We start from the raw sequence: 22,817 nt of genomic DNA on the forward strand, positions 1-22,817 counted from the left end.
TGTTGCCAAATTGTGAATAAACTTCGTCTAAATTTTGAAATTTGTACGAATTAAGGTGAAAAGTAGGTTTCTCCTGTTTCGTTTTTCATACGATTTGTTAATATATGTAGGTACCACTGAAATAATAAATGAAATCTTATTTTTATAGTTTAGCTTTGTTAAGAGTGGGTAACTGAATATCCACTGAGTATACTTTATCGTTTAGATGATTTAGAATGCTTAATCATTAACATTGCCAATTTCTTATGAGAGTCTAGAAGGGATGGTGAACATAGATGTTCAAAAAGGTTAAACCGTTACTTATGTTAATAACAGGATTATCATTCATTATGATTTTGACTGGTTGTAGTGAAATGGCGATATTTGATCCGAAGGGACCTAATGCAAGAACATTACGTGATTTAATTATGTTTTCAATCTACTTTATGGTTGGCATTATGGTAGTTGTTTACGTCTTGTTTACCTTTGTTGTCGTGAAATATCGAGATCGTAAGGGTAGAGGTGATAAAGACTATGACCCTGATATGCATGGTAGTACAAAATTAGAAATCATTTGGACAGTTATTCCGATAATAATCGTTATTTTGCTTTCAGTACCAACTGTTAATGCATTGTACGAATTAAGAGAGCCACCTAAAGATACGGCTCATAAAGAACCGATTGTTATTCATGCAACATCAGCTGACTGGAAATGGATATTCTCATATCCAGGTGAAAATATTGAAACGATTAACTATGTGAATGTTCCAGAAGATCATCCAGTTCTTTTCAAAATTACATCTGCAGATTCAATGAGTTCTTTCTGGGTACCACAAATCGGTGGTCAAGTATATGGGATGCCTGGAATGGTCAATGAGCTTTACTTACAAGCTGATGAGCCAGGTATTTATGAAGGTCGTAACTCTAACTTTACTGGTGCCGATATGGCTGACCATAAGTTTGATTTTGTGGCACTTGAAGAGGATGAGTATCAGGCTTGGGTAGAGGATACTCAAGAAAATAGTGAAAAATTGACTGAAGAAACGTACGAAAAACTAATGCTACCTGGAACTGTTGATAAAATGACTTTCTCATCAACACATTTAGATATTGTTGATCACGGTATTGACTCAGGTGTCTATGCATTAAAGATTCGTGAGAAATATGGATATGAACAAGATAAACACGGTCACGGCGATGACATAAATGTCGATGAATTAGAGCCTGTTAAAGAAGTAGAGATAGAAGATACACAAGAAGAATCAGGACATCATCATCACCACTAAGAGGGGAGGAACTACACATGTTTGATTTTATAAAAGATAATTTAATCCTTAATGACCCAATGTTAATTGGTGCAAATATATCGATATTATTATCAATGATTGGGATTGTCTTTATCCTCACTTATTTCAAAAAGTGGAAATGGCTTTGGACAGAATGGTTAACAACTGTTGACCATAAGAAAATTGGTATTATGTATATTATCGCAGCAGTTATTATGCTTTTCCGCGGTGGTGTCGACGCATTATTAATGAGGGCGCAATTAACAGTTCCTAATAATGAATTTTTAACATCACAGCATTACAATGAAATTTTTACAACACATGGTACAATCATGATTATTTTTATGGCGATGCCATTTGTTATGGGGTTAATGAACGTTGTTGTTCCATTACAAATTGGAGCTAGAGACGTTGCATTCCCGTATTTAAATGCACTAAGCTTTTGGTCATTCTTCTTCGGGGCGATTCTGTTTAATATTTCATTCGTATTTGGTGGTTCACCTGATGCTGGATGGACGAATTATGCACCGTTAGCAATTGAAGGAAGTACGGGACCAGGTATTAACTATTATCTGCTTGGGCTTCAAATCTCTGGTATCGGTACGTTATTAACAGGAATTAACTTTATCGTCACGATTATTAAAATGCGTGCACCTGGTATGACATTAATGAGAATGCCAATGTTTACTTGGACATCATTAATTACAGCATTCATTATCGTGTTTGCATTCCCTGTTTTAACGGTTACTTTAGCGTTAATGACATTTGACCGTATATTCGGGTCACATTTCTTTACAATGGCTGATGGCGGTATGCCAATGCTTTGGGCGAACTTGTTCTGGATTTGGGGACACCCTGAAGTTTATATCGTTATATTACCAGCGTTTGGTATTTTCTCGGAAATATTTTCAACTTTTGCGAAGAAAACACTATTCGGATATAAATCAATGGTCATCTCAATCGTCACGATTTCATTTTTAAGTATGCTCGTTTGGGTTCACCATTTCTTTACTATGGGTGGTTCGGCAGCAGTAAACTCAGTGTTCTCGATTACAACGATGGCGATTGCAATTCCAACAGGTATTAAAATCTTTAACTGGTTGTTAACACTGTATAAATCGAAAATTGAATTTACCGTTCCAATGCTATGGTCTGTAGGATTTATTCCAACATTCCTTATTGGTGGGGTAACAGGTGTTATGTTAGGGATGGCAGCAGCTGACTTCCAATACCATAACAGTTACTTCCTAGTTGCTCACTTCCATTACACACTAATCGCAGGTACTGTGTTTGCATGTTTTGCCGGATTCGTTTTCTGGTATCCGAAAATGTTCGGGCATAAGATGAACGAGCGTTTAGGAAGATGGACGTTCTGGTTATTCACAATTGGATTCAATGTATGTTTCTTACCACAGTTCCTTTTAGGTTTCGACGGTATGCCAAGACGTATTTACACTTATGGACCTGAAGATGGCTGGACCGGATTAAACGTTGTCTCAACAATCGGCGGTCTATTGATGGGTGTCGCGTTTATCGTGCTTGTATATAACGTATACTACAGCTTCCGTTACTCTAAAAGAGAAACTTCAGGCGATCCATGGGGTGTTGGTCGTACGTTAGAATGGGCAACAGCAACAACAGTTGCACCACATTATAACTTTGCGGTTGTTCCAGAAGTAAAAGGACTAGATGCTTTTTGGTTGATGAAACAAGAGAAAAAAGCAGGTAAGGATAAACCTGTTGAATATAAACCGATTCATATGCCAAGTAATGCAGGAACTCCATTTGTTATATCTGCCTTCTTCTTTGTTGCAGGCTTTGGTCTTGTTTTCAAATTGTGGTGGATGGCAATTATCGGCGGAATAGGGATTTTAGCATGCTTAGCGCTCCGTTCTCTACGTTCACACAAAGAGGATGAGGGCTTCTATGTTAGCGTTGAAGAAATAATTGAAACAGAACAGAATAAGGAGGCGTGAATTAATGGCACAAGTAAATAGTAATCTAAGTCCTGACACGCCCTTGGAATATCAATCTAGTATTGGTAGATTGAATATCTTCGGATTCTGGGTCTTCCTGGGCGCTGAAATGGCGTTATTTGCAACAATCTTTGCAACATTTTTTGTTCTTGATGGTCACACAGGTAGTGGTCCACTACCTAGTGAGCTTTTCGATTTAAAAAATACATTGATTATGACGTTACTACTATTAACAAGTAGTTTCACAAGCGGCTTAGCAATACATGAAATGAGAAGAAACAATGTTAAGTCAATGGTGGTTTGGACAATTATCACCTTGTTGTTCGGATTAGGCTTCTTATATATGGAAATTGAAGAGTTTGTACACCTTGTCCATGAAGGAGCAAACATTGGTACAAATGCGTACTGGTCTAGCTTCTATTTCCTAACAGGTACACATGGTCTTCACGTATCATTGGGGATTGGCTGGATTATCTTAATTCTGTTACAAATTAAAAGTAGAGGTTTAACACCTGATACAGCTAAGAAGGTCTTTATCTCAAGTCTTTATTGGCACTTTTTAGACTTCATCTGGATCTTCGTATTTACAGGTGTTTACCTATTAGGGATGGTGGGATCATGAGTAGTAAAACAAATAATCACCATTTTCCATGGTCACAGCTCATCGGATTTATCTTATCTGTCGGTTTAACCTTCTTAGCTGTATATCTCGGACTTCATGCAGGTCTTGCAATAAACATAGTAATTGTGATGGTTTTTGTGCTTGCTTTTTTACAAGCAGCGATTCAATTGTTTATGTTTATGCACGTTACTGAAGGAGAAGGCAGATGGCAAGTAGGTAAAATGCTATCAGCAACATTGATTGCGATTATAATTGTTGTAGGCTCAGTTTGGGTTATGACATCGATGCACTAATGTTGTAGTTAAAGTACAAACCCCTAAGGAAATTCCTTGGGGGTTTTTTATGGAATGGAAATTGAATTTGGTTAAGCCACTTGTTTTATAGTCTTTAGCAAAATTGGCGTGTATTTTAAAGCTTGGCTGTTTTCGAAGACATTGTTGCTTTATACATAGTTTGGCGTTTTGGGTTGGTCTCTTTTTGCAGTACTCAAGGGTAGCGGGGAGGGTGGTGAGCCTGACTAGCTTCGTCGGTACAAACAAGCAATAAGTCATCATCAATTCGCCATTCAGCTCATTGTGCTTTCTTTGGTCTTAGTCGATGCCCCTCCAGTTTGTACGTCGATGGGCAAGCCGCCAACGCTTTTCGTACTCCTCATTGTAAACCGCCTGCTCACGTCTAACCTTTCCCACGCTTCCCGCAGGAGTCTCGCACTTACGCTCCAACCAACCCTTAATAAAGTGTGTGCTAAGAGCAACAATCTTTTAGAATAGAGCCTAAAAAAGTGAAAGTCTTCTACACGAAAATCATTTTTATAAGAAAACAAATTTATGTATTGTACAAACTATTTTTGTATGGTATATTTTATTTGCAAGTTAAGCGCAAACGATTTCGCACATTTTGCACAAATGATTACGGATACATTTTTCACTATTTTATAATTCATAACTGATTAATGAAATATTCGAAAAGAGTACTCTATTCAATTTTAACCATTTGCGCAATCGTTTTCCTTAACTGATAGATTAAAAAATGGGGGTATAAAGATGAAACGCAAAAAAATCGTATTAGGGCTTATTTCAATTTTCTTTCTTGTAAGCGTTGTATTAGCGGGATGCTCTTCCTCTGGTGATTCAGGAGATAAGAAAGCAGATGGAGATAAAGTAACGTTAGATATTTTTCAATTTAAAGTAGAATTTAAGGATCAATTTGAAGACGTAGCTAAGCAATATGAAGAAGCAAACCCTGGCGTGAAAATCAACATCCAAACGGTTGGCGGTGGCGAAGATTACGGTGCAGCATTAAGATCTAAATTTGCTTCAGGTGATGAGCCAGCTATCTTCAATATCGGTGGACCAACAGATGTTATTGACTGGGAAGATAATTTAGCTGACTTAACAAAAACAAAATCAGCAGAAGCAGCACTAGAAGGAACACTTGACGGTGTGACAAAGGATGGAAAAGTTCTCGGATTACCATTTAACCAAGAAGGCTACGGATTAATCTATAATACTGAAATCTTTGAGAAAGCTGGAATTAATCCAGAAGATATTAAAGATATGGCTTCATTAGAAGCAGCAGTTGACACATTGGATAAGAAAAAGGGTGACCTTGGACTTGATGCAGTATTTGCATTACCAGGTAAAGAAACATGGGTAACTGGACAACATTTAGCGAATGCATTTATTGCACCAGAATTTGAGGGGAATGTAACAAAAGCATTCGAATCGAAAACAATTGGGTTTGAGTATAGCGATGCAATGAAAGCATTCCTTGATTTACAAAACAAATATTCAGTACAACCGACAGTAAGCCTTGACTATTCACAACAAGTTGAAGAATTATTCTCAACAGGAAAAGTTGCAATGATTCAACAAGGTAACTGGGTATACGGTTCAATCGCTGGTATTGACGAAGAGTTAGCGAACAACAAAGTAGATTTCTTACCGATTCCTGTTCCGGGCTATAAAGAAGATTCAATTCCAGTAGGAGTACCAATGTATTGGGCTGTAAATAGCCAGAAAGATGAAAAAGTAGTTGAAGAAGCTAGTAAGTTCCTAGATTGGTTATACACATCTGACGAAGGGAAAGAAGTCGTCATTAACGACTTTAAATTCGTTCCGGCATATGAAGGTTACGATGCATCAAAAATTACTGACCCACTATCAAAATCAATATATGAATATTCAGAAGCTGGTAAAACAATTGGTTGGACATTCAGTGGTTATCCTTTAAACTGGGCACAAAATGTTTTAGGAGCAAATATGCAAAAATATTTACTAGATGAAGCGTCATGGGAAGAAATCATTGAAGAATCAAAAGCAGCTTGGGAAGAATCTAGAGCAGAATAATCTGAATAAATAGGGTCAGTCCTCTTTCAGTAATTGGGGGCTGTCCTATACCTAATAAGTGGGTCATTCCATAATAGAAAACACTTTATGCTTTCTATTATGGAGTGCCTTACTTATTTATAAGATTGAATGGTTACTAACTATGTCCACTTCGTTAATCGAACGAACATTGTTTTCACGAATATAAAAAAATTAAATGTTATTTATGGTCTACTTTTCATCATTGGGGGGAAATGACATGCGTACTCGCGATTTGGCCTATTGGTTATTTTTGGCACCAGTATTATTGGCGTTACTATTAGTCATCATTGTGCCTTTACTTATAGGAGTTTATTATTCATTTACAGATTGGAATGGAATTAAAGTCGGTTCCTTTGTAGGATTCGAGAATTACATTGATGCGTTTAAAGATAAAGAGTTTATCGCATCATTATGGTTCACTGTTAAATTCTCGGTTGTCTCAATTATTTTAACGAATGTGATTGGGCTAGGATTAGCTCTAATTGTGACAACAAAAATTAAATCAAGCAAACTATTAAGAACGGTATTCTTCATGCCAAACTTAATCGGTGGGTTAATATTAGGGTTTATATGGCAGTTTATCTTTATTAAAGTATTTGCTGGTCTTGGAGATATTTTAGGAATTGAAGGCTTAAAAGGTTGGTTATCGACAACCGAGACAGGGTTCTGGGGCTTAGTTATTTTAATGAGTTGGCAAATGTCTGGTTACATTATGATTATTTACATTGCTTATTTAGAAGGCTTACCAGGTGAATTGTTAGAAGCAGCTGAAATTGATGGAGCAGGTCCCCTCAAGCGGTTCCGATATGTCATTTTCCCACTTGTAGCACCAGCATTTACAGTAAGTATGTTCTTAACATTATCAAATTCATTTAAGTTATATGACCAAAACCTTTCATTAACAGCAGGTGGTCCATATAATTCAACACAAATGGTTGCGATGGAAATATTCAAAACGGCGTTTGGCGAAACGGAAATGGCCTTTGCGCAATCGAAAGCGGTTATCTTCTTTATTATTGTCGCGGTGATATCTTTAACACAGGTATATATAAATAAGAAGCGGGAGGTTGAAATGTAATGCGTAAAAAGAAACTACTTCCTGTTGAAATACTTGGGATTATCCTCGGAATTATTTGGCTATCACCTTTTTATTTGATGATAGTAAACTCTTTTAAAACGAAAAAAGAAATCTTCACAGATGTATTAAAGTTACCTAGTGAATTTACGTTTGATAACTATATTGAAGCGTTTGAAGAGCTCGAATTTATGCATACACTAATGAATTCACTCATTATAACGGTAATTAGTGTATTTATTATTATCATCTTCTCTTCAATGGCTGCTTACGCGTTATCTCGTAATAAAAGCAAAATGAGTACAGTATTGTTTATGCTATTTGTCGCAGCGATGTTAATCCCTTTCCAATCGGTGATGATTCCACTTATCACTGTGTTCGGTCAGGCTGATATGCTAAACCGAGTCGGACTTATTTTTATGTACCTAGGCTTTGGAAGCAGCTTATCGATTTTCTTATTTCATGGTACATTAAATGGTATTTCTAAATCATTGGATGAGGCAGCAACGATTGACGGCTGTAACAAGTTTCAAGTGTTTTGGTACATTATCTTCCCGATGCTCAAGCCAATTACTGTGACAGTTGCCATTTTAAATATTATTTACATTTGGAACGATTATTTATTACCATCACTCGTCATCAACCAAGAAGGCTTACAAACAATACCATTAAAGATGTTCTTCTTCTTCGGTGAATATACAAAACAATGGCATTTAGCATTAGCTGGTTTAACAATTGCAATTATTCCAGTTATCTTAGTTTACTTCCTTGCTCAACGTGAAATTATTAAAGGTATGACGGAAGGTGCGGTTAAGTAAGTTAAATTAACCTACAAGATTTGAATAGACAGTAAAATGACTGATGGTTGCATTCCTTAAACTAAAGCTTTGTCTAAAAATGTTGTATATAGGCGGTACAGTTTTTTATATAGAAGAGATCAGAGAAGTTAACAACATCGGTGTAAGGGTATCTTTTCGCAATGTAATGAAAAAGAAAAAGTTACCATTCGTTATTTCATCAAGTAAAATGATGGTATAACAAATAAGTATGATAATTAAGGAAAGAAAGAATGAATTTAAATCCGCATTTGGTATACTTAGTTTCAGATAATGAATAGATAAAACTTTCGTTGATAATGCAAAAGTACTAGATAGATATAAAGTGTTATAGAATCACATATTGAGTAGGCTTTTGGTTAAGGAGGCAACAACTATGGTCGTTACAATTAAAGATGTTGCAAAAAAGGCAAATGTAGCACCTTCAACTGTATCAAGGGTAATTGCTAATAGTCCTAGAATTAGTGAAAAAACAAAAAAACGTGTTCGTGAAGTGATGGAGGAATTAGGGTATTATCCAAACTTTCAAGCGCGGAGTTTAGCGGCTAAAAGTACACAATCAATTGGCGTCATCATGCCGAATTCTGCTTATCACGCATTCCAAAATCCGTTCTTCCCTGAAGTATTAAGAGGAATCAGTAAGAATGCCCATGCTAATAAATATGGCATTTACTTATCAACAGGGTCGACTAGTGAGGAAATCTATACAGAAGTAGCATCAATGGTACAAGGTAGACGTGTAGATGGAGTAATATTACTGTATTCACGTATTAATGATAAAACGATGAAGTTTTTACAGGAGATGGACTTTCCATTTACAGTTGTTGGGAGACCTTTCCAAAATGAGGAGCGAATTACGTACGTAGATAACGATAATATTTTTATTACAAAAGAAGTAACAAATTACCTAATTGATTTAGGACATCGAAATATCGCTTTTGTTGGTGGAAGTGCAGAATTTGTCGTCACGCTCGACAGGTTGAATGGATATAAGCTTGCACTGAATGAAGCGGGTATACGATTTAATAAAGAATATATGGTACATGAGGAATTCATTAAAGATAACGGCAAAGAAGCGATTAAATCATTAATGGAGCTTGAATCGCCGCCAACTGCACTCGTGACACAGGATGATTTAATTGCATATGAAATGATTAGTCATCTAGAGGATATGAAAATTAGAGTACCTGAAGATATGTCAATTGTCAGCTTCAATAACTTAATGCTGTCAGAGCATTCAAAGCCACCATTAACATCAGTGGATATTTGCACATACCAACTAGGATTTGAAGCGACAAACTGTCTGATTGAAAAAATTGAAAAACCAGATACATTACCAAAAAGGACGACAATTCCAACGAAATTCATTAAACGTAAGTCATGTGAAAGAAAACTATAATAAAGACAATTTTATAAAGAATATACTTTATTTACATTACGGGGAAGTTGTAATGTATAAAAACGTACATCGTGGGAATTTTCAGGGAGGGTGTTTTCTGAAATATTTATAGAAATACCTCTGTAGAAAACAGACAAAGTGAGGAATTAAAAATGAAGAAAACATGGTGGAAAGAGGCAGTTGCCTACCAAGTCTATCCTAGAAGCTTTATGGATTCAAATGGGGATGGAATTGGTGATTTACAAGGAATGATTACGAAATTAGATTATATAAAGGATTTAGGGATAGATGTTATTTGGATTTGTCCGATGTATAAATCACCAAATGATGATAACGGCTATGATATTAGTGATTATCAAGATATTTTGGAAGATTTCGGTACAATGGCTGACTTTGATGAATTGCTCGCAGAAGTGCATAAGCGTGACATGAAACTGATTGTTGACTTAGTCATTAATCACACTAGTGATGAACACCCATGGTTTATTGAATCGCGTTCATCAAAAGATAATCCGAAACGTGATTGGTACATTTGGCGTGACGGTAAGGATGGAAAAGAACCGAATAACTGGGAGAGTATTTTTAACGGCTCTGCATGGAAATATGACGAAAAAACGGATCAATATTATATGCACATCTTCTCGACAAAACAGCCAGATCTTAACTGGAAAAATCCAGAGGTACGCAATTCATTATATGAAATGATTAATTGGTGGCTTGATAAAGGCATTGATGGTTTCCGTGTTGATGCAATTAGCCATATTAATAAAGAAGAAGGCTTAGAAGATATGCCAAATGAAAAGGGTCTAAAATACGTCCCGTCATTTGATAAACATATGAATGTTGAAGGAATCCATAAATATTTGAAAGAGCTCAAAGAAGAAACATTTGCTAAATACGACATTATGACAGTTGGTGAAGCAAATGGTGTTAAATCTGATAATGAGGCAGATTTAGATGAGTGGGTTGGTGAAGAGAACGGCAAATTCAATATGGTCTTTCAATTTGAGCATTTAGCTTTATGGGATGCTAGTACTGAAAAACAGCTTGATATTATCGGTCTTAAAAAAGTACTGTCAAGCTGGCAAAAGAGTTTAGAAAATAAAGGCTGGAATGCTTTGTTCATAGAAAATCATGACCAACCACGCCGCGTTTCGACATGGGGGAATGACGAAGAATATTGGTATGAAAGTGCTACAGCATTAGGTACAATGTATTTCTTAATGCAAGGTACACCTTTTATCTATCAAGGCCAAGAAATTGGTATGACAAATGTAAAGTTTGATAAAATTGAAGATTACAATGATGTCGCGACTAAAAATCTATACCATTTCAAGCGTGAAGAAGGCATGTCACATGAAGAAGTAATGAACATCATTTGGGCTTCGAGTCGTGATAACTCACGTACACCGATGCAATGGTCTGCAGCAGAAAACGCAGGCTTCACAACAGGAACACCTTGGATTGGCGTAAATGAAAACTATAAGCAAATTAACGTAGAAGCACAACAAAAGGATCAACAATCGATTCTTCACTTTTATAAAAAAATGATTCAATTAAAGAAAGCAAATGAAATTTTCACATATGGTACGTATGACCTTATCCTTGCTGACAATCCGCAAATTTATGCATATACACGGACTTTTGATGATGAACAAGTTGTGATTTTCGCAAACTTAACTGACCAATTAGCAGTAACGGAAAAGTTACCATTTACCGTGCATTCACAAAACCTATTGTTAGCTAATCAGCAAGTTAAACATGATGCTGTTAATAAATTGACGTTAAAACCTTTTGAAGCAAGAGTATATCGTGTTCGTTAATTTTAATTTATAGGGGAGCACAATTCGAATTCGATTTGTGCTCCTTATTTATGCCTATATTTAAAAATTTAATAAATTTGACTAATCTGTCTTCCCTTTACCTATTGTACTAAGCTTATGACATAGCAATTTAAACAAAGTAAACTGCTTCACGTGCTTATCAAAACAAAGCTATGGTAAGATGATTAAGATTGACAAGGGAGGTTGTCATTGCCATGGCACAACAGGACTTTACAAAAGGGAAGATTGTAAAACAAATTTGGTTATTTTCGTTGCCGATTATGTTGGCTAATCTTTTACAAGTTTCTTATCAATTTATTGACAGTCTTTGGGTAGGAAATATATTAGGAGCAAATGCATTAGGGGCAATTGCAGTATCAAGCACAGTTATCTTTACGATTTTATCGTTTATTATAGGAATCAATAATGCGACATTAACAATATTATCCCAACAAAAAGGGCAAGGGAATGACAACGGACTAAAAAGTTATGTCAATGCATTCGTTGTTGTACTGACTATTTTAGCTGTTATTTTAGGGATTATCGGTTTTTTTATGTCTGAGTGGATCGTTACAATTTTAGGAACTCCAGATGTAATGAGTGCTGATGCGATTTTATATTTACAAATCAACTTTATCGGGATTCTTTTTTTATTCGGCTATAATTTCATCGGGACAGTCATGCGTGCACTTGGAGACAGTAAGACACCAATTCGATATGTGCTACTAGCTGTTATTTTGAATGCTATTCTTGATCCGATTTTCCTTTATGGATTAGAGTTAGGAATTGAAGGTGCTGCATATGCGACAATACTTGCTCAAGGAATTGCGTTTGTTTACGGATTTGTAGATGCGTTGCGGAGAAATCTCGTTCCATTTAGTAAACCAACTTTGCCAAAGCGAGAAGAAGTTTATACAATCTTAAAGCTTGGCATTCCATCCGGTTTACAAATGACGGTTATTTCTGCAGGCGTAATGGCAATCATGGGTGTCGTCAATACATTTGGAGAGGATGTTGTTGCAGGGTTTGGAGCAGCACAGCGGTTAGATAGTATTATTATGTTGCCTGCAATGGCTCTTGGTACGGCAGTCAATAGTATGGCTGGACAAAATATTGGAGCTGAAAAGTGGGAGCGTGTTCACCAAATTGCAAAATATGGTGTTATCATTAACCTGTTTATTATGATGCTCATAAGTATTGTCGTTGTTCTTTTTGCAAAATTTGCTACAGGTCTTTTTATTAAAGAAGAAGCGGCTGTGCAATTCGGCGCTACATATCTGACGATTATCGCCTTCTTTTACCCATTTTTAGGGATAAATTTTATTTTAAATGGAATCGTCCGGGCTGCTGGGGCAATGGTCCAAGTACTTGTTTTAAACATCATTTCCTTTTGGCTCCTAAGAGTTCCGCTTACCTATTTATGCTCGATTGTACTTGGCGAAAACGGAATCGCTGTCGGAATGGGAATCAGCTTTATCATTAGTAGCGTGATTGCTTTTCTATATTATAAATATGGAAAGTGGTCAGACATTGACTTGACGAAACAGAAGGAGCAATAACAAAGTTTTATCTTGACATACATTCTAATTCTCTGCATAATAATTTAAAATTGTTTTATCGTATCTAGCAAAAATGACTTTGCTCTCGTATAATAGAAGCAAAGCAATTATATATGAACGAGAAAAAAAGGACTAGTATGCGTTACTTTATGTTACAGAGAGTGAAGTTTTTAAGCTGGGAGACTTCATACAAAAAAGCCGCAGAACCTACCTTTTTAGTCCTATGTAAACATGGGCGTCACCCAACGTTATTGGGGAAAGTGGGATATCGTTACATCATATCCAAGCAAGGTGGTACCACGGAAGCATGCTCCTTTCGTCCTTATTTATTTAGGGATGAATAGGAGCTTTTTTATTGCTTAGGAAATGATAAAATCTTGAGTTGTGGATAAGCGCTTCGACATCCAACGCCTAGCCGCTCTAGGGTCTAGCCACAAATGGATCGAAGACAAAGAACGTTTTCTATTCATTTACGTCTTATTTGCCCTAGGTCGATCAAGGCGGCCTGAGCTTTTATTATATCTGCCAAATTGATAGGTAATGAGGAGAAGAACTATGGAAAAAAAACGAATCGTTGTTAAAATCGGCAGCAGCTCCTTAACAAACACAAAAGGACAAATTGACCAGGAAAAATTAGCAGAGCATGTTGAAGCAGTAGCGATGTTGCGTGAGTCAGGTCATGAAGTCTTACTCGTTTCATCGGGAGCAGTAGCAGCTGGGTTTGCTCGTCTTGGATATCCATCGCGTCCAATTACGTTAAAAGGTAAGCAAGCAGCAGCTGCCGTAGGTCAAAGCCTACTTGTGCAATCATATATCGAAAAATTTAGTCAATTTAACCTCATACCTGCTCAAATCCTTTTAACACGGAATGATTTTTCGAAACAAGACCGTTACAAAAATGCATATGCAACATTGACTGAGCTATTGGAACGAGGAATATTACCAATTATTAATGAAAATGACACTGTATCAGTTGAGGAGTTGACATTTGGTGATAATGATATGTTATCAGCACTTGTTAGCGGTTTAGTGCACGCGGACCATTTAATTATTTTAACGGATATTAACGGTCTTTATGATGCAAATCCTCGTAATAATCCAGAAGCGAAAAAAATTGATTATTTGCCAGAAGTAACCGATGAAATGGTCGCTGCAGCGGGCGGCTCAGGATCGAAAGTCGGAACTGGTGGAATGAAGTCAAAAATGATGGCGGCTAAAACGGCCCTATCTTTAGGTGTACAAGTGTTTATCGGACTTGGAAATGGTCCTCGAAAACTAATAAACATCATCAATGGTGATGGAGATGGAACGTATATTGGCAAAGATGGTTTAACTGCAATTACTAATAGTCGACAATGGATCGCGCTGCATTCTGAAGTCGCAGGGACATTATACGTTGATAAAGGTGCAGAGGAAGCGCTCCTCCACAATGGGAAAAGCCTCCTTCCAGCAGGAATCTTTGATATGGATGGCAGCTTTCAAAAAGGTGATGTTGTCGAAGTAGTCGGCCCAAATGGCGTTCTAGGTAAAGGAGAAGTTCTCTTCTCATCTGATGACATAAAAAACATTATGGGAAAACGAAGTGAAGAATTAGTAGAGGAAGAAACATTACCAGCAAAAGTAGTGATTCATCGAAATAAATGGGTAAAGCATAATAGGGGGAATTAGAGTATGAGTGAAGTATTAATTAAAGGAAAGGCCGCTAAAGAGGCAAGCTTTGCAATGGTTGATTTAACAACAGAAGATAAAAATGATGCGTTAGCAAAAATCGCTGAGCAATTAATCATTGATCAGGAAATCATTATCGAAGAGAATCAAAAAGACATAATTGCCGGACGAGAACGTGGTTTATCAGAAAGTGTACTTGATCGGATTATGTTAAATGAAAAGCGAATTAAGGACATGGCAGAAGCGATTCATTTGTTAATTACCATGAATGACCCAATTGGGGAAACATTAGAAGAGATTCGTAAAGACAACGGTCTAGAAATCTATAAAAAGCGTGTTCCTTTAGGTGTAATTGGTATGATCTATGAAGCGAGGCCAAATGTAACTGTTGATGCAGCAACATTAACATTGAAAACAGGTAATGCGGTAATTCTGCGTGGAAGCTCATCAGCTCAACATTCAAATGAAATATTAATGAAATCCATTCATGCTGCATTGGAAAAAAGTAAGGTTCCTGTTGAGGCAGTGCAACTGATTGAGGATACGAGCAGGGAAACAGCGAAGCAATTATTTCATATGAAGGAATACCTTGATGTGTTAATTCCACGCGGAAGTAAAAATTTAATCGATACAGTTGTGAATGAAGCAACAGTTCCAGTACTTGAGACAGGAGCAGGAAATTGTCATGTGTTCATTGATAAAACTGCAGATTATAAAATGGCTGAATCTATTGTCATTAATGCGAAGACACAACGTCCATCAGTATGTAATGCAATTGAATCAATCTTAATCGAGGAAAGCTGGTTTGCTCGCTTCGGAAAGGAACTTCTTGAAGCATTACATGACCATGGTGTAGAAATATATGGAGATGAAGCGGTAAGAAGTATTTTTGGTGCTGCCAAACCTGCAACAGAAGAGGATTGGTCCCAAGAATATTTAGCAATGGCAATTAGCGTTAAAGTGATAAAAAATGTTGATGAAGCGATTTCCCATATTAATAACTATGGGACAAACCATTCAGAAGCAATTGTGACCGAAACAGAGGAAAATGCAAGGAAGTTTCTCAATAAAGTAGATGCTGCGGCTGTTTATCATAATGCATCAACAAGGTTTACGGACGGGTCTGAATTCGGCTATGGTGCTGAAATTGGCATAAGTACTCAGAAGCTTCACGCCCGCGGACCAATGGGACTAAATGCATTAACATCAAGTAAATTTGTCGTGTACGGCACAGGACAAATTCGCAATTAACTGCTACTAGAGGGTGATTCTCTGTTTTGAGTCACTCTCTTATTTTTTCATAACAACATCATTCTTAGTAAATAGCTTTATAGCATACTATGTTAGGATATTACAAATACCATTTTTAAGTGTGTACAGTATATGTAACTAAGGAGGTTCGAAAAGATGGAAGGCATTACTTTTTATCCACAAGGAGACCGTGCAGTTACCGTTCGTTTTGGCACAGAAATTAATGAAGATATTCATGAAAATGTTATGAAGCTTACCAATCTATTAAAGCAGGAGCCTTTTTCAGGTATGGAGGAGGTAGTTCCGAGCTATCATACTGTTACTGTCTACTATCATCCCACTCGATTGAGCAAAACGTCCCTACACCCATATGAACAAATCATCTCAATCTTAAAACAAAAACTCATAAGTAGCCCAAGAATAACCTTACAGAATAGTACTATTATAACGATTCCAATTTGCTATGGCGGAAACTACGGACCCGATTTAGCTACTGTCGCAAACTTTCATCAGTTATCAGAAACAGATATTATCGAGTACCACCTTAATCAAACGTATAAAGTTTATATGATTGGGTTTGTACCGGGATTCCCTTACCTAGGCGGTATGGACAAAAGGATTGCCACACCAAGGAAGGAGACACCGCGAATGGCTGTACCTAATGGAAGTGTTGGGATAGGCGGAGAGCAAACAGGAATTTATCCAATTGAAAGTCCTGGCGGCTGGCAAATTATTGGTCGAACACCACTTCATCTTTTTAAAGCGACAAATATTCGACCGAGTATATTAAAGGCAGGAGACATTGTTCAGTTCAAGCAAATATCTGAGATAGAGTATGAGAATTGGGATGGTGCGAGCACATGTATATAAACGTTCTCGAGCAAGGCCTGCTTACGACAGTACAAGATTTAGGAAGAACAGGCTATCAACAATTCGGTGTTGGTGCAACAGGTGCAATGGATGATGTCGCAGCAAAACTAGCAAACTTACTAATCGGTAATGACGAGAATGATGCTTTACTTGAAATCACAGTTATCGGGCCAACGTTGCGTTTTGTGCAAGATACACTTATTGCAATAGCTGGAGCGGACCTTTCAGCAACAATAGAAGGTGAACGTGTACCAAGATGGAAGCCTGTATTTGTAAAGGCAGGTACTGTATTAAAATTTGGCCGGCCGAAAAACGGGTGTCGTGCTTACCTCGCGATTTCTGGCGGCTTCAATGTTCCAATCATTATGGATAGCCGCAGCACATACTTAAGAGGAGGTTTTGGCGGCTATAAAGGAAGAGCACTACAACGTGGCGATATGCTACAAATGAACAATAAATATAGCAAATTAACACAACAATTACTTACGTATTTTCATAATCAACGTAATACAACACCATTCATAACTGTGAATTGGACAATTCCACCAAGTATTAGCAAGTATGTGGAAAATAAAGATGCCATCTACTTTATAAAAGGTCCGCATTTTAATCATTTAAATGTCGAGGCGACAAATGAATTTTTGACAACAACATATACAGTAACACCTAATTCAGACAGAATGGGCTATCGTCTTAATGGAGTTCCTTTAAAACTTTCGAAATCACTTCAACTATTATCGGAAGCAGTGCCTGTTGGAACGATTCAGTTGCCCCCAGACGGCCAGCCGATTGTATTAATGGCCGACCGGCAAACGATCGGTGGTTATCCAAAGATTGGCTATATAGCAACCATTGATTTGCCAAGACTCGCACAATTTATGCCAGGAGAAAAAGTAAAATTTAAGGAAATCTCAGTTCAAGAAGCACAAGTAACATTAGCAGAACGAGACCGAGTTTTAACGTTAGTACAAAATGGAATTAATTTAGCAATAAGGAGGATGTGCTAATGGCACAAATAGATTTAAATTGTGATATGGGTGAAAGCTTTGGAAAGTATGTGCTTGGAGCAGATGAACAGCTAATTAAATTTATTACATCAGCCAATATTGCCTGTGGCTTTCATGCAGGTGATCCTGCAACGATGAGAAAAACAGTTCGCTTAGCATTGGACCATTCCGTTTGTATCGGAGCACACCCTGGATTACAAGATTTAACTGGCTTCGGTAGAAGAAATATTTCGATAACTCCTGAAGAGGCATATGATCTTATGATGTATCAAATCGGTGCACTTTTAGCGTTTATTACTTCAGAAGGTGGCAAACTCCATCATGTAAAACCGCATGGTGCTTTATACAATATGGCTGCACATGATGAACAATTAGCAGATGCTATAGCGAAAGCAGTATACAAAATCGACCCTGCACTCATCTTATATGGACTATCTGGCAGTCAATTAATACAGGCAGGCGAGAAATACGGGTTAAGGACAGCCAATGAAGTTTTTGCAGATCGTACATATATGCAAGATGGAAGTCTTACTCCGAGAAGTCACCACAATGCAGTTATCACTGATGAGGATGTTGCAATAAAACAGGTTATGGAAATGATCACCGAACAAAAGGTCTCGACTATAACAGGTGAGCGGATAAATCTAAAGGCTGATACAATTTGCCTTCATGGTGACGGTAAACACGCAGTAGCATTTGCCAGCAAGATGAGTAAAGCCTTACAAAACGCTGGATTGGTATTGAAGGGAATAAGTCAGCAGATATCATCATAAGAAATTCTCCCAGATTTGAAGGGAAATATTGCTACTTATGTACGGTTGTGTTTTTATGGGGGTTTGTTTTGCATCCTATATCATTCTGTTTAAACGGCTTGTTCGTGAAAGAGATAATTATTTACATGCTAGCATTACAGACCCCTTAACAGGTGTTTACTCTTTTGGACATATCATGAAAATCGGTGAAGACTGGTTAAAGAGTGGGAAAGAATTTCGACTTATGCTTATCGATGTGAACCATTTCAAACAATTGAATGATAAACACGGTCATTTATCAGGTAATATTGCGCTTGAACAGCTTTCATCATTACTGAAACGAGAAGCTGAAAAAATGCATGGTGCAGTAGGGCGACTTGGTGGTGATGAATTCATTGTCATTGTCCCTAACAATGACAATGGTAATCAATTAAGTGAGGCGATTCAACAGGACCTATTACAAAAGCCGTTAATCCTTATGAATGGAGAAAAATATTATTTATCTTTATCAATAGGCGAGACGGTTTCAACAAATACAGAGCATGATAACTTTCAGTCGCTACTCCATACTGCAGACATGCAAATGTACGAACATAAGCAAATGTGTTAAAAGATTATTGTCAAAGCGGGTGCTTGAAATCGGACTAGAATCCCAATGATTATGGAATATCTAGCAGTTATGAGCACCCGCTGGCATTACGATAGAATAAAGCCGCTATAAACCATCCCGAGATTAAGTAAAATGTGCCAAAAAATTGATGGATAAATACTATTTGACCTCACAACAACCCCAGCAAAGAATAAGCCTCCAAATGTAAACAGCAACGACGGAATAAGAGGGATACCGATGGCAATGTGCTGTAAGCCAAACCCAATACTAGTAAAAATGACGGCATAATACTCATTAACGCTCTCTTTTAGCTGTGATAAGAAATATCCTCTCCAGATGAACTCCTCTAATGTTGCATTCAATATCGCGAAACTAATCGCAAATAAAAAGAACTGATTTGTGTACTCACCATCTTGAATCGCAATGATTGGAATAAAAATGATGATATTAATCAAGATAGCAGTCAGGAGGAAATATTTTACATCTATACTGTGGAATCCCCTCCAAATGAATGGAAAGAAAATTTTTGCATCCCATTTAGGTCGTTTGTGATATTGGAATGGTTCTTTAAAAAAACGAGATATTGATACGAGTGAAATCACAACGAATAGCAAACATAGTCGATTTGCTAGCACGATTAGTTGCTTATTATCAACTAATTGTGCAAAGGTCGTTGCTGAAACTTGGAAACCAGTAAAACCAATTAAGAAAGCTGAATATACTACAAGCAATTTACGATTTGTTCCTTTTAAATAAAAGTAAATGAATACTAAAAGGACAGGGGACAGTCCCCAAAAAAGAGAGTAAGAGATAAAGAGAATCCCAATAAAAAATAAACAGCCTAGTAAAAGATTTACTTTGTTGTTCATTTCTTAGTATCCTGTTGTCTTCGTTACATATACAACGTACGTTGACCTGTCTTCATCAATTTCAGCTGAAATCTTCTCATATTCAGTATTATTTAACATTAAGTAATCTGAGCCGATATAGGATAAAGCCTCTTCATGTGAATATAAATCATATGTATATAGTAAAGGTGATTCACTATACTCTTTGTAGTCACGAATCTCTAACGTGACATGTGAATACGTTTCTGCATTAGCAAAGGAAGTTTCCTCATCGTCAACATTTACATAAATAACGTAAAAATCATGTTCATAACTGGATGATGTTTTCACATACACTTTTTCATTTTTAACAAAAAACTCACACAACCTTCTGCAAAATATTTCTGTCGGATTAGAAAATTCGTAATGAAATAGAGCTGGATAATGATTAACCGGATCATTTAATCGGTACTCTAACTTATAGGATTTACTCATAAAAACCTCCATTTTTTACTGATAATCATTTAGGTCAAACCTACTAAATTTACAATAGCCAAACAATAGGATACATGTTAATAGGTTGAAAATAAAGGTACGTCCGTATTGAAATCCTTAATAGGACTTATTGTCTATTAAAGGAAAAAGCATCAGGATATGGATGTTTTTCTTTCTTTCTACTATACTATAATATAGTTCTTCATGAGGTGTTTTTACTTAAAGATTTTTCAACTTTTTTGATGCGAATGTGCTACGACGTCATACCCGATACTTCTTATGTTGAGGGAGCAAGTCACCCATAGTTTATTTGCTGTAGGACTTATTAATTTAGTAGAACCATCATGAATAGCAAGGTGGGAATTGATTGGATATGTTAGGAGGTAGACTATTTGAATAAGACAGGAAAATTATTAACAGGCGTTCTCGTAGTAACTGTCATTGCGGCAACAAGTTGTCAAGATGAGGAGGCATTACCAGATACACCTGATGATCCAAGCTGTGATGATTGGGAATGGGAAGCTGATGAAGGAGTTTGGGAATGTGATGACTATGATTCTTCCTATTATGGTCATTATTATTACGGAGGAAGCTATTACTCTTCCAAAAATAAATTAACATCGAGCTCTTCCTATAAAAGTTATAAAACAAGCAGCTCATTTAAAGGCGGTAGTTCTGGATTTGGTTCAGGTAAAAGCGGGGGGTTTGGTGGCTAATGAGCCATACCTATGATTTAGAGCAGCATCGTAAGCAAAGACAAGATATATATCAACAGCTCGATTCATTTTGGCATGACTTATATGATGGTGAATACGGTCTATATGATATCGCGTTAATGGAAAAAGAAAATTTTGACGAAATAAGGCTTGTGACAAAAAGAGTGGGCATAGTTTATCAAAAAATTGGCCGCTTTTTAAGAACGTTGCCTGATGAAACATTATTACAACTTGATTTTCCGAAAACGATTTTGCCATATATCAGACACCGTGCACTCCCAGTGGAAACAGTAATTTCCAGAATTGATTTAGTTCGTACAGAGGCTGGCTTAAAATTACTTGAAATAAATAGTGATACACCAACATTTGAAAAAGAAGTTTTCTATGTAAATGGCAAGCTATGTAAAGTGTTTCAAGTAGAGGACCCAAATGAAGGATTGGCACATAAGCTTGGAATCGCGATGAGAAAAGCACTTGCTGAAGTATTACACCATTTCTCACTTGAAGATAAGCCAAATATTGTCTTTACTTCACATGATGACCATGAGGAAGATAAATTAACGACCCTTTTTTTAAAGGATGTGGCAAATGTCCACTCCAAATATGTCCCACTACATAAGTTGACAATTATGAAAGGTGAAGGACTATTTGATGATGAAGGTCAGAAGATAGATGTACTGTATCGCCAAACGTATCCTCTGGAACATTTAGTAGAGGATGTCGATTTAGAGACAAATGAACATATAGGTTTGCAATTATTAGAGTTAGTCAAGACGAAGAAGTTAGCAATTCTTAATCCAATTTCAGCATTCCTACTACAGTCTAAAGCTGTTCAGGCGTTAATTTGGGGAATGATGGAATCAAACCATCCGTATTTTTCGGATGAAGAGAAGCAATGGATCACCGACTATTTTTTACCAACTTACTTAGAAGCGGATCACTTTATCAATACAGATAAACGATATGTTAAAAAACCAAGCTTTGGTCGAGAAGGTGACACCGTTTCAATTTATGACAAAGGTAGAAAAGTCGTTAAGGAACACGAGACAACATATGAAACTTCATTACCTGTCTACCAAGAGTTCGTGGAGCTGCCAAAACGGACAATTAAAACTGTGAATGGGTTAAAAGAGGCAAGCATACTAATTGGTAGTTTTTTAATTAATGGTGAGCCAAGTGGCATTGGTTTAAGAGCTGGAGCACAAATCACGGATAATAATGCATACTACTTACCAGTCGGTATTAATACATAAGGAAGGGAATGAACAAAGTGACATTTATTGATTTATTTTTATCTACCATCTCCTACATAGGGTTGGCATGCTTATTGCTATTAGTCGGAATTTTCCTATTTGAAGTTACGACAAAAAATAAGGAATTCACCCTAATAAGTAAAGGAAACAAGGCAGCTGTCTATGCATTTGGAGGAAGAATTTTAGGGTTAGCAATCGTTCTTTATGCGTCAATCTCTAACTCTGTTAACCTATGGGATATGCTCATTTGGGGCGGAGTAGCAATTATTATTCAAATTGTCATCTTCTATTTAGCTGAATTATTAACCCCGAAATTTAACATTACCCAAGCAATAGACGATGATAATCAAGCAGTCGGGTTGTTTTTACTATTTTTATCTGTTGCAATTGGTCTAATTATTGCAGCATCACTAACATATTAATAAGTTAGTAGTTATATTATCG

At 36.8% G+C, this 22,817-nt stretch carries 21 protein-coding genes and 1 other annotated feature; of the genes, 19 read left to right on the forward strand and 2 right to left on the reverse strand.

The features are described 5' to 3' along the window. The first annotated feature begins 275 nt into the window (after positions 1 to 275). From qoxA to J2S19_RS09510, 16 genes are all read left to right on the forward strand, one after another. Positions 276 to 1,265, forward strand: a complete 990-nt coding sequence (qoxA, locus tag J2S19_RS09435) for a cytochrome aa3 quinol oxidase subunit II (RefSeq protein WP_307340618.1) — start codon at positions 276 to 278, stop codon at positions 1,263 to 1,265. 17 nt (positions 1,266 to 1,282) lie between these two features. Continuing rightward, positions 1,283 to 3,241, forward strand: coding sequence for a cytochrome aa3 quinol oxidase subunit I (gene qoxB, locus J2S19_RS09440; RefSeq protein WP_307340621.1), 1,959 nt, complete (start codon positions 1,283 to 1,285; stop codon positions 3,239 to 3,241). A 4-nt stretch (positions 3,242 to 3,245) separates the two neighbouring features. Further along, on the forward strand, positions 3,246 to 3,863 hold the full coding sequence (qoxC, locus tag J2S19_RS09445) for a cytochrome aa3 quinol oxidase subunit III (RefSeq protein ID WP_307340624.1): 618 nt from the start codon (positions 3,246 to 3,248) through the stop codon (positions 3,861 to 3,863). After that, a complete protein-coding gene (gene qoxD / locus J2S19_RS09450; RefSeq protein ID WP_307340627.1) occupies positions 3,860 to 4,156 on the forward strand; it encodes a cytochrome aa3 quinol oxidase subunit IV in 297 nt (98 codons plus the stop codon). The genes qoxC and qoxD overlap by 4 nt, the downstream gene beginning before the upstream one ends. 750 nt (positions 4,157 to 4,906) lie before the next feature. Next, positions 4,907 to 6,211 carry an ABC transporter substrate-binding protein gene (locus J2S19_RS09455; RefSeq protein WP_307340630.1) on the forward strand — a complete coding sequence of 435 codons (1,305 nt, stop codon included), beginning with the start codon at positions 4,907 to 4,909 and terminating at the stop codon, positions 6,209 to 6,211. Positions 6,212 to 6,449: 238 nt separating this feature from the next. After that, the gene (locus J2S19_RS09460) at positions 6,450 to 7,310 is read left to right on the forward strand and encodes a carbohydrate ABC transporter permease (RefSeq protein ID WP_307340633.1); all 861 of its coding nucleotides are present in this window, start codon (positions 6,450 to 6,452) and stop codon (positions 7,308 to 7,310) included. Next, positions 7,310 to 8,125: a carbohydrate ABC transporter permease gene (locus J2S19_RS09465; RefSeq protein ID WP_307340635.1), complete on the forward strand. Its 816-nt coding sequence runs from the start codon at positions 7,310 to 7,312 to the stop codon at positions 8,123 to 8,125. Before J2S19_RS09460 ends, J2S19_RS09465 begins: the two co-directional genes overlap by 1 nt. A gap of 394 nt (positions 8,126 to 8,519) precedes the next feature. Next, entirely contained in the window at positions 8,520 to 9,542 is a 1,023-nt protein-coding gene (locus tag J2S19_RS09470; protein ID WP_307340638.1) for a LacI family DNA-binding transcriptional regulator, read from the forward strand. A 152-nt stretch (positions 9,543 to 9,694) separates the two neighbouring features. Further along, positions 9,695 to 11,365, forward strand: a complete 1,671-nt coding sequence (locus tag J2S19_RS09475) for a glycoside hydrolase family 13 protein (protein WP_307340641.1) — start codon at positions 9,695 to 9,697, stop codon at positions 11,363 to 11,365. 215 nt (positions 11,366 to 11,580) lie between these two features. Then, complete coding sequence (locus J2S19_RS09480; RefSeq protein WP_307340644.1) at positions 11,581 to 12,924, forward strand: MATE family efflux transporter; 1,344 nt, start codon at positions 11,581 to 11,583, stop codon at positions 12,922 to 12,924. A 111-nt stretch (positions 12,925 to 13,035) separates the two neighbouring features. Next, positions 13,036 to 13,251 (forward strand) — a binding site (T-box leader). 228 nt (positions 13,252 to 13,479) lie between these two features. Then, on the forward strand, positions 13,480 to 14,592 hold the full coding sequence (proB, locus tag J2S19_RS09485; RefSeq protein ID WP_307340646.1) for a glutamate 5-kinase: 1,113 nt from the start codon (positions 13,480 to 13,482) through the stop codon (positions 14,590 to 14,592). A gap of 3 nt (positions 14,593 to 14,595) precedes the next feature. Then, positions 14,596 to 15,843, forward strand: coding sequence for a glutamate-5-semialdehyde dehydrogenase (locus J2S19_RS09490; protein WP_307340649.1), 1,248 nt, complete (start codon positions 14,596 to 14,598; stop codon positions 15,841 to 15,843). 156 nt (positions 15,844 to 15,999) lie between these two features. Next, on the forward strand, positions 16,000 to 16,713 hold the full coding sequence (gene pxpB, locus J2S19_RS09495) for a 5-oxoprolinase subunit PxpB (RefSeq protein ID WP_307340652.1): 714 nt from the start codon (positions 16,000 to 16,002) through the stop codon (positions 16,711 to 16,713). Next, positions 16,704 to 17,720 (forward strand): 5-oxoprolinase subunit C family protein, encoded by a 1,017-nt coding sequence (locus tag J2S19_RS09500; protein WP_307340654.1) that lies wholly within the window; start codon positions 16,704 to 16,706, stop codon positions 17,718 to 17,720. The genes pxpB and J2S19_RS09500 overlap by 10 nt, the downstream gene beginning before the upstream one ends. Continuing rightward, the gene (locus tag J2S19_RS09505; protein WP_307340658.1) at positions 17,720 to 18,493 is read left to right on the forward strand and encodes a 5-oxoprolinase subunit PxpA; all 774 of its coding nucleotides are present in this window, start codon (positions 17,720 to 17,722) and stop codon (positions 18,491 to 18,493) included. The genes J2S19_RS09500 and J2S19_RS09505 overlap by 1 nt, the downstream gene beginning before the upstream one ends. A gap of 55 nt (positions 18,494 to 18,548) precedes the next feature. After that, positions 18,549 to 19,082 (forward strand): GGDEF domain-containing protein, encoded by a 534-nt coding sequence (locus tag J2S19_RS09510; protein ID WP_307340662.1) that lies wholly within the window; start codon positions 18,549 to 18,551, stop codon positions 19,080 to 19,082. Positions 19,083 to 19,168: 86 nt separating this feature from the next. Here J2S19_RS09510 and J2S19_RS09515 read toward each other — a convergent pair whose 3' ends face one another. Together J2S19_RS09515 and J2S19_RS09520 are read right to left on the reverse strand one after the other, a co-directional pair. Then, positions 19,169 to 19,951: a CPBP family intramembrane glutamic endopeptidase gene (locus tag J2S19_RS09515; protein WP_307340663.1), complete on the reverse strand. Its 783-nt coding sequence runs from the start codon at positions 19,949 to 19,951 to the stop codon at positions 19,169 to 19,171. Positions 19,952 to 19,954: 3 nt separating this feature from the next. Next, entirely contained in the window at positions 19,955 to 20,404 is a 450-nt protein-coding gene (locus J2S19_RS09520) for a hypothetical protein (RefSeq protein WP_307340666.1), read from the reverse strand. A 392-nt stretch (positions 20,405 to 20,796) separates the two neighbouring features. Here J2S19_RS09520 and J2S19_RS09525 point away from each other — a divergent pair, with 392 nt between their 5' ends. The 3 genes from J2S19_RS09525 to J2S19_RS09535 are packed head-to-tail and all read left to right on the forward strand — an operon-like array spanning position 20,797 to position 22,795. After that, positions 20,797 to 21,120, forward strand: a complete 324-nt coding sequence (locus J2S19_RS09525) for a hypothetical protein (protein WP_307340668.1) — start codon at positions 20,797 to 20,799, stop codon at positions 21,118 to 21,120. After that, complete coding sequence (locus J2S19_RS09530; protein WP_307340672.1) at positions 21,120 to 22,373, forward strand: glutathionylspermidine synthase family protein; 1,254 nt, start codon at positions 21,120 to 21,122, stop codon at positions 22,371 to 22,373. The genes J2S19_RS09525 and J2S19_RS09530 overlap by 1 nt, the downstream gene beginning before the upstream one ends. A gap of 8 nt (positions 22,374 to 22,381) precedes the next feature. Next, a complete protein-coding gene (locus J2S19_RS09535) occupies positions 22,382 to 22,795 on the forward strand; it encodes a DUF350 domain-containing protein (RefSeq protein WP_307340675.1) in 414 nt (137 codons plus the stop codon). Positions 22,796 to 22,817 lie beyond the last annotated feature (22 nt).

It is taken from the genome of Metabacillus malikii, from assembly GCF_030813355.1.
Classification (GTDB): Bacteria; Bacillota; Bacilli; order Bacillales; family Bacillaceae; genus Metabacillus; species Metabacillus malikii.

What these genes read in the sequence shown, in the direction of transcription:
- J2S19_RS09500 (WP_307340654.1), top strand. Translation starts at nt 16,704, where the DNA reads ATGTATATAAACGTTCTCGAGCAAGGCCTGCTTACGACAGTACAAGAT.
- J2S19_RS09505 (WP_307340658.1), top strand. Translation starts at nt 17,720, where the DNA reads ATGGCACAAATAGATTTAAATTGTGATATGGGTGAAAGCTTTGGAAAG.
- J2S19_RS09465 (WP_307340635.1), top strand. Translation starts at nt 7,310, where the DNA reads ATGCGTAAAAAGAAACTACTTCCTGTTGAAATACTTGGGATTATCCTC.
- J2S19_RS09510 (WP_307340662.1), top strand. Translation starts at nt 18,549, where the DNA reads ATGGGGGTTTGTTTTGCATCCTATATCATTCTGTTTAAACGGCTTGTT.
- J2S19_RS09475 (WP_307340641.1), top strand. Translation starts at nt 9,695, where the DNA reads ATGAAGAAAACATGGTGGAAAGAGGCAGTTGCCTACCAAGTCTATCCT.
- pxpB (WP_307340652.1), top strand. Translation starts at nt 16,000, where the DNA reads ATGGAAGGCATTACTTTTTATCCACAAGGAGACCGTGCAGTTACCGTT.
- proB (WP_307340646.1), top strand. Translation starts at nt 13,480, where the DNA reads ATGGAAAAAAAACGAATCGTTGTTAAAATCGGCAGCAGCTCCTTAACA.
- J2S19_RS09480 (WP_307340644.1), top strand. Translation starts at nt 11,581, where the DNA reads ATGGCACAACAGGACTTTACAAAAGGGAAGATTGTAAAACAAATTTGG.
- qoxB (WP_307340621.1), top strand. Translation starts at nt 1,283, where the DNA reads ATGTTTGATTTTATAAAAGATAATTTAATCCTTAATGACCCAATGTTA.
- qoxD (WP_307340627.1), top strand. Translation starts at nt 3,860, where the DNA reads ATGAGTAGTAAAACAAATAATCACCATTTTCCATGGTCACAGCTCATC.
- qoxC (WP_307340624.1), top strand. Translation starts at nt 3,246, where the DNA reads ATGGCACAAGTAAATAGTAATCTAAGTCCTGACACGCCCTTGGAATAT.
- qoxA (WP_307340618.1), top strand. Translation starts at nt 276, where the DNA reads ATGTTCAAAAAGGTTAAACCGTTACTTATGTTAATAACAGGATTATCA.
- J2S19_RS09490 (WP_307340649.1), top strand. Translation starts at nt 14,596, where the DNA reads ATGAGTGAAGTATTAATTAAAGGAAAGGCCGCTAAAGAGGCAAGCTTT.
- J2S19_RS09535 (WP_307340675.1), top strand. Translation starts at nt 22,382, where the DNA reads ATGAACAAAGTGACATTTATTGATTTATTTTTATCTACCATCTCCTAC.
- J2S19_RS09520 (WP_307340666.1), bottom strand. Translation starts at nt 20,404, where the DNA reads ATGAGTAAATCCTATAAGTTAGAGTACCGATTAAATGATCCGGTTAAT.
- J2S19_RS09460 (WP_307340633.1), top strand. Translation starts at nt 6,450, where the DNA reads ATGCGTACTCGCGATTTGGCCTATTGGTTATTTTTGGCACCAGTATTA.
- J2S19_RS09530 (WP_307340672.1), top strand. Translation starts at nt 21,120, where the DNA reads ATGAGCCATACCTATGATTTAGAGCAGCATCGTAAGCAAAGACAAGAT.
- J2S19_RS09470 (WP_307340638.1), top strand. Translation starts at nt 8,520, where the DNA reads ATGGTCGTTACAATTAAAGATGTTGCAAAAAAGGCAAATGTAGCACCT.
- J2S19_RS09515 (WP_307340663.1), bottom strand. Translation starts at nt 19,951, where the DNA reads ATGAACAACAAAGTAAATCTTTTACTAGGCTGTTTATTTTTTATTGGG.
- J2S19_RS09455 (WP_307340630.1), top strand. Translation starts at nt 4,907, where the DNA reads ATGAAACGCAAAAAAATCGTATTAGGGCTTATTTCAATTTTCTTTCTT.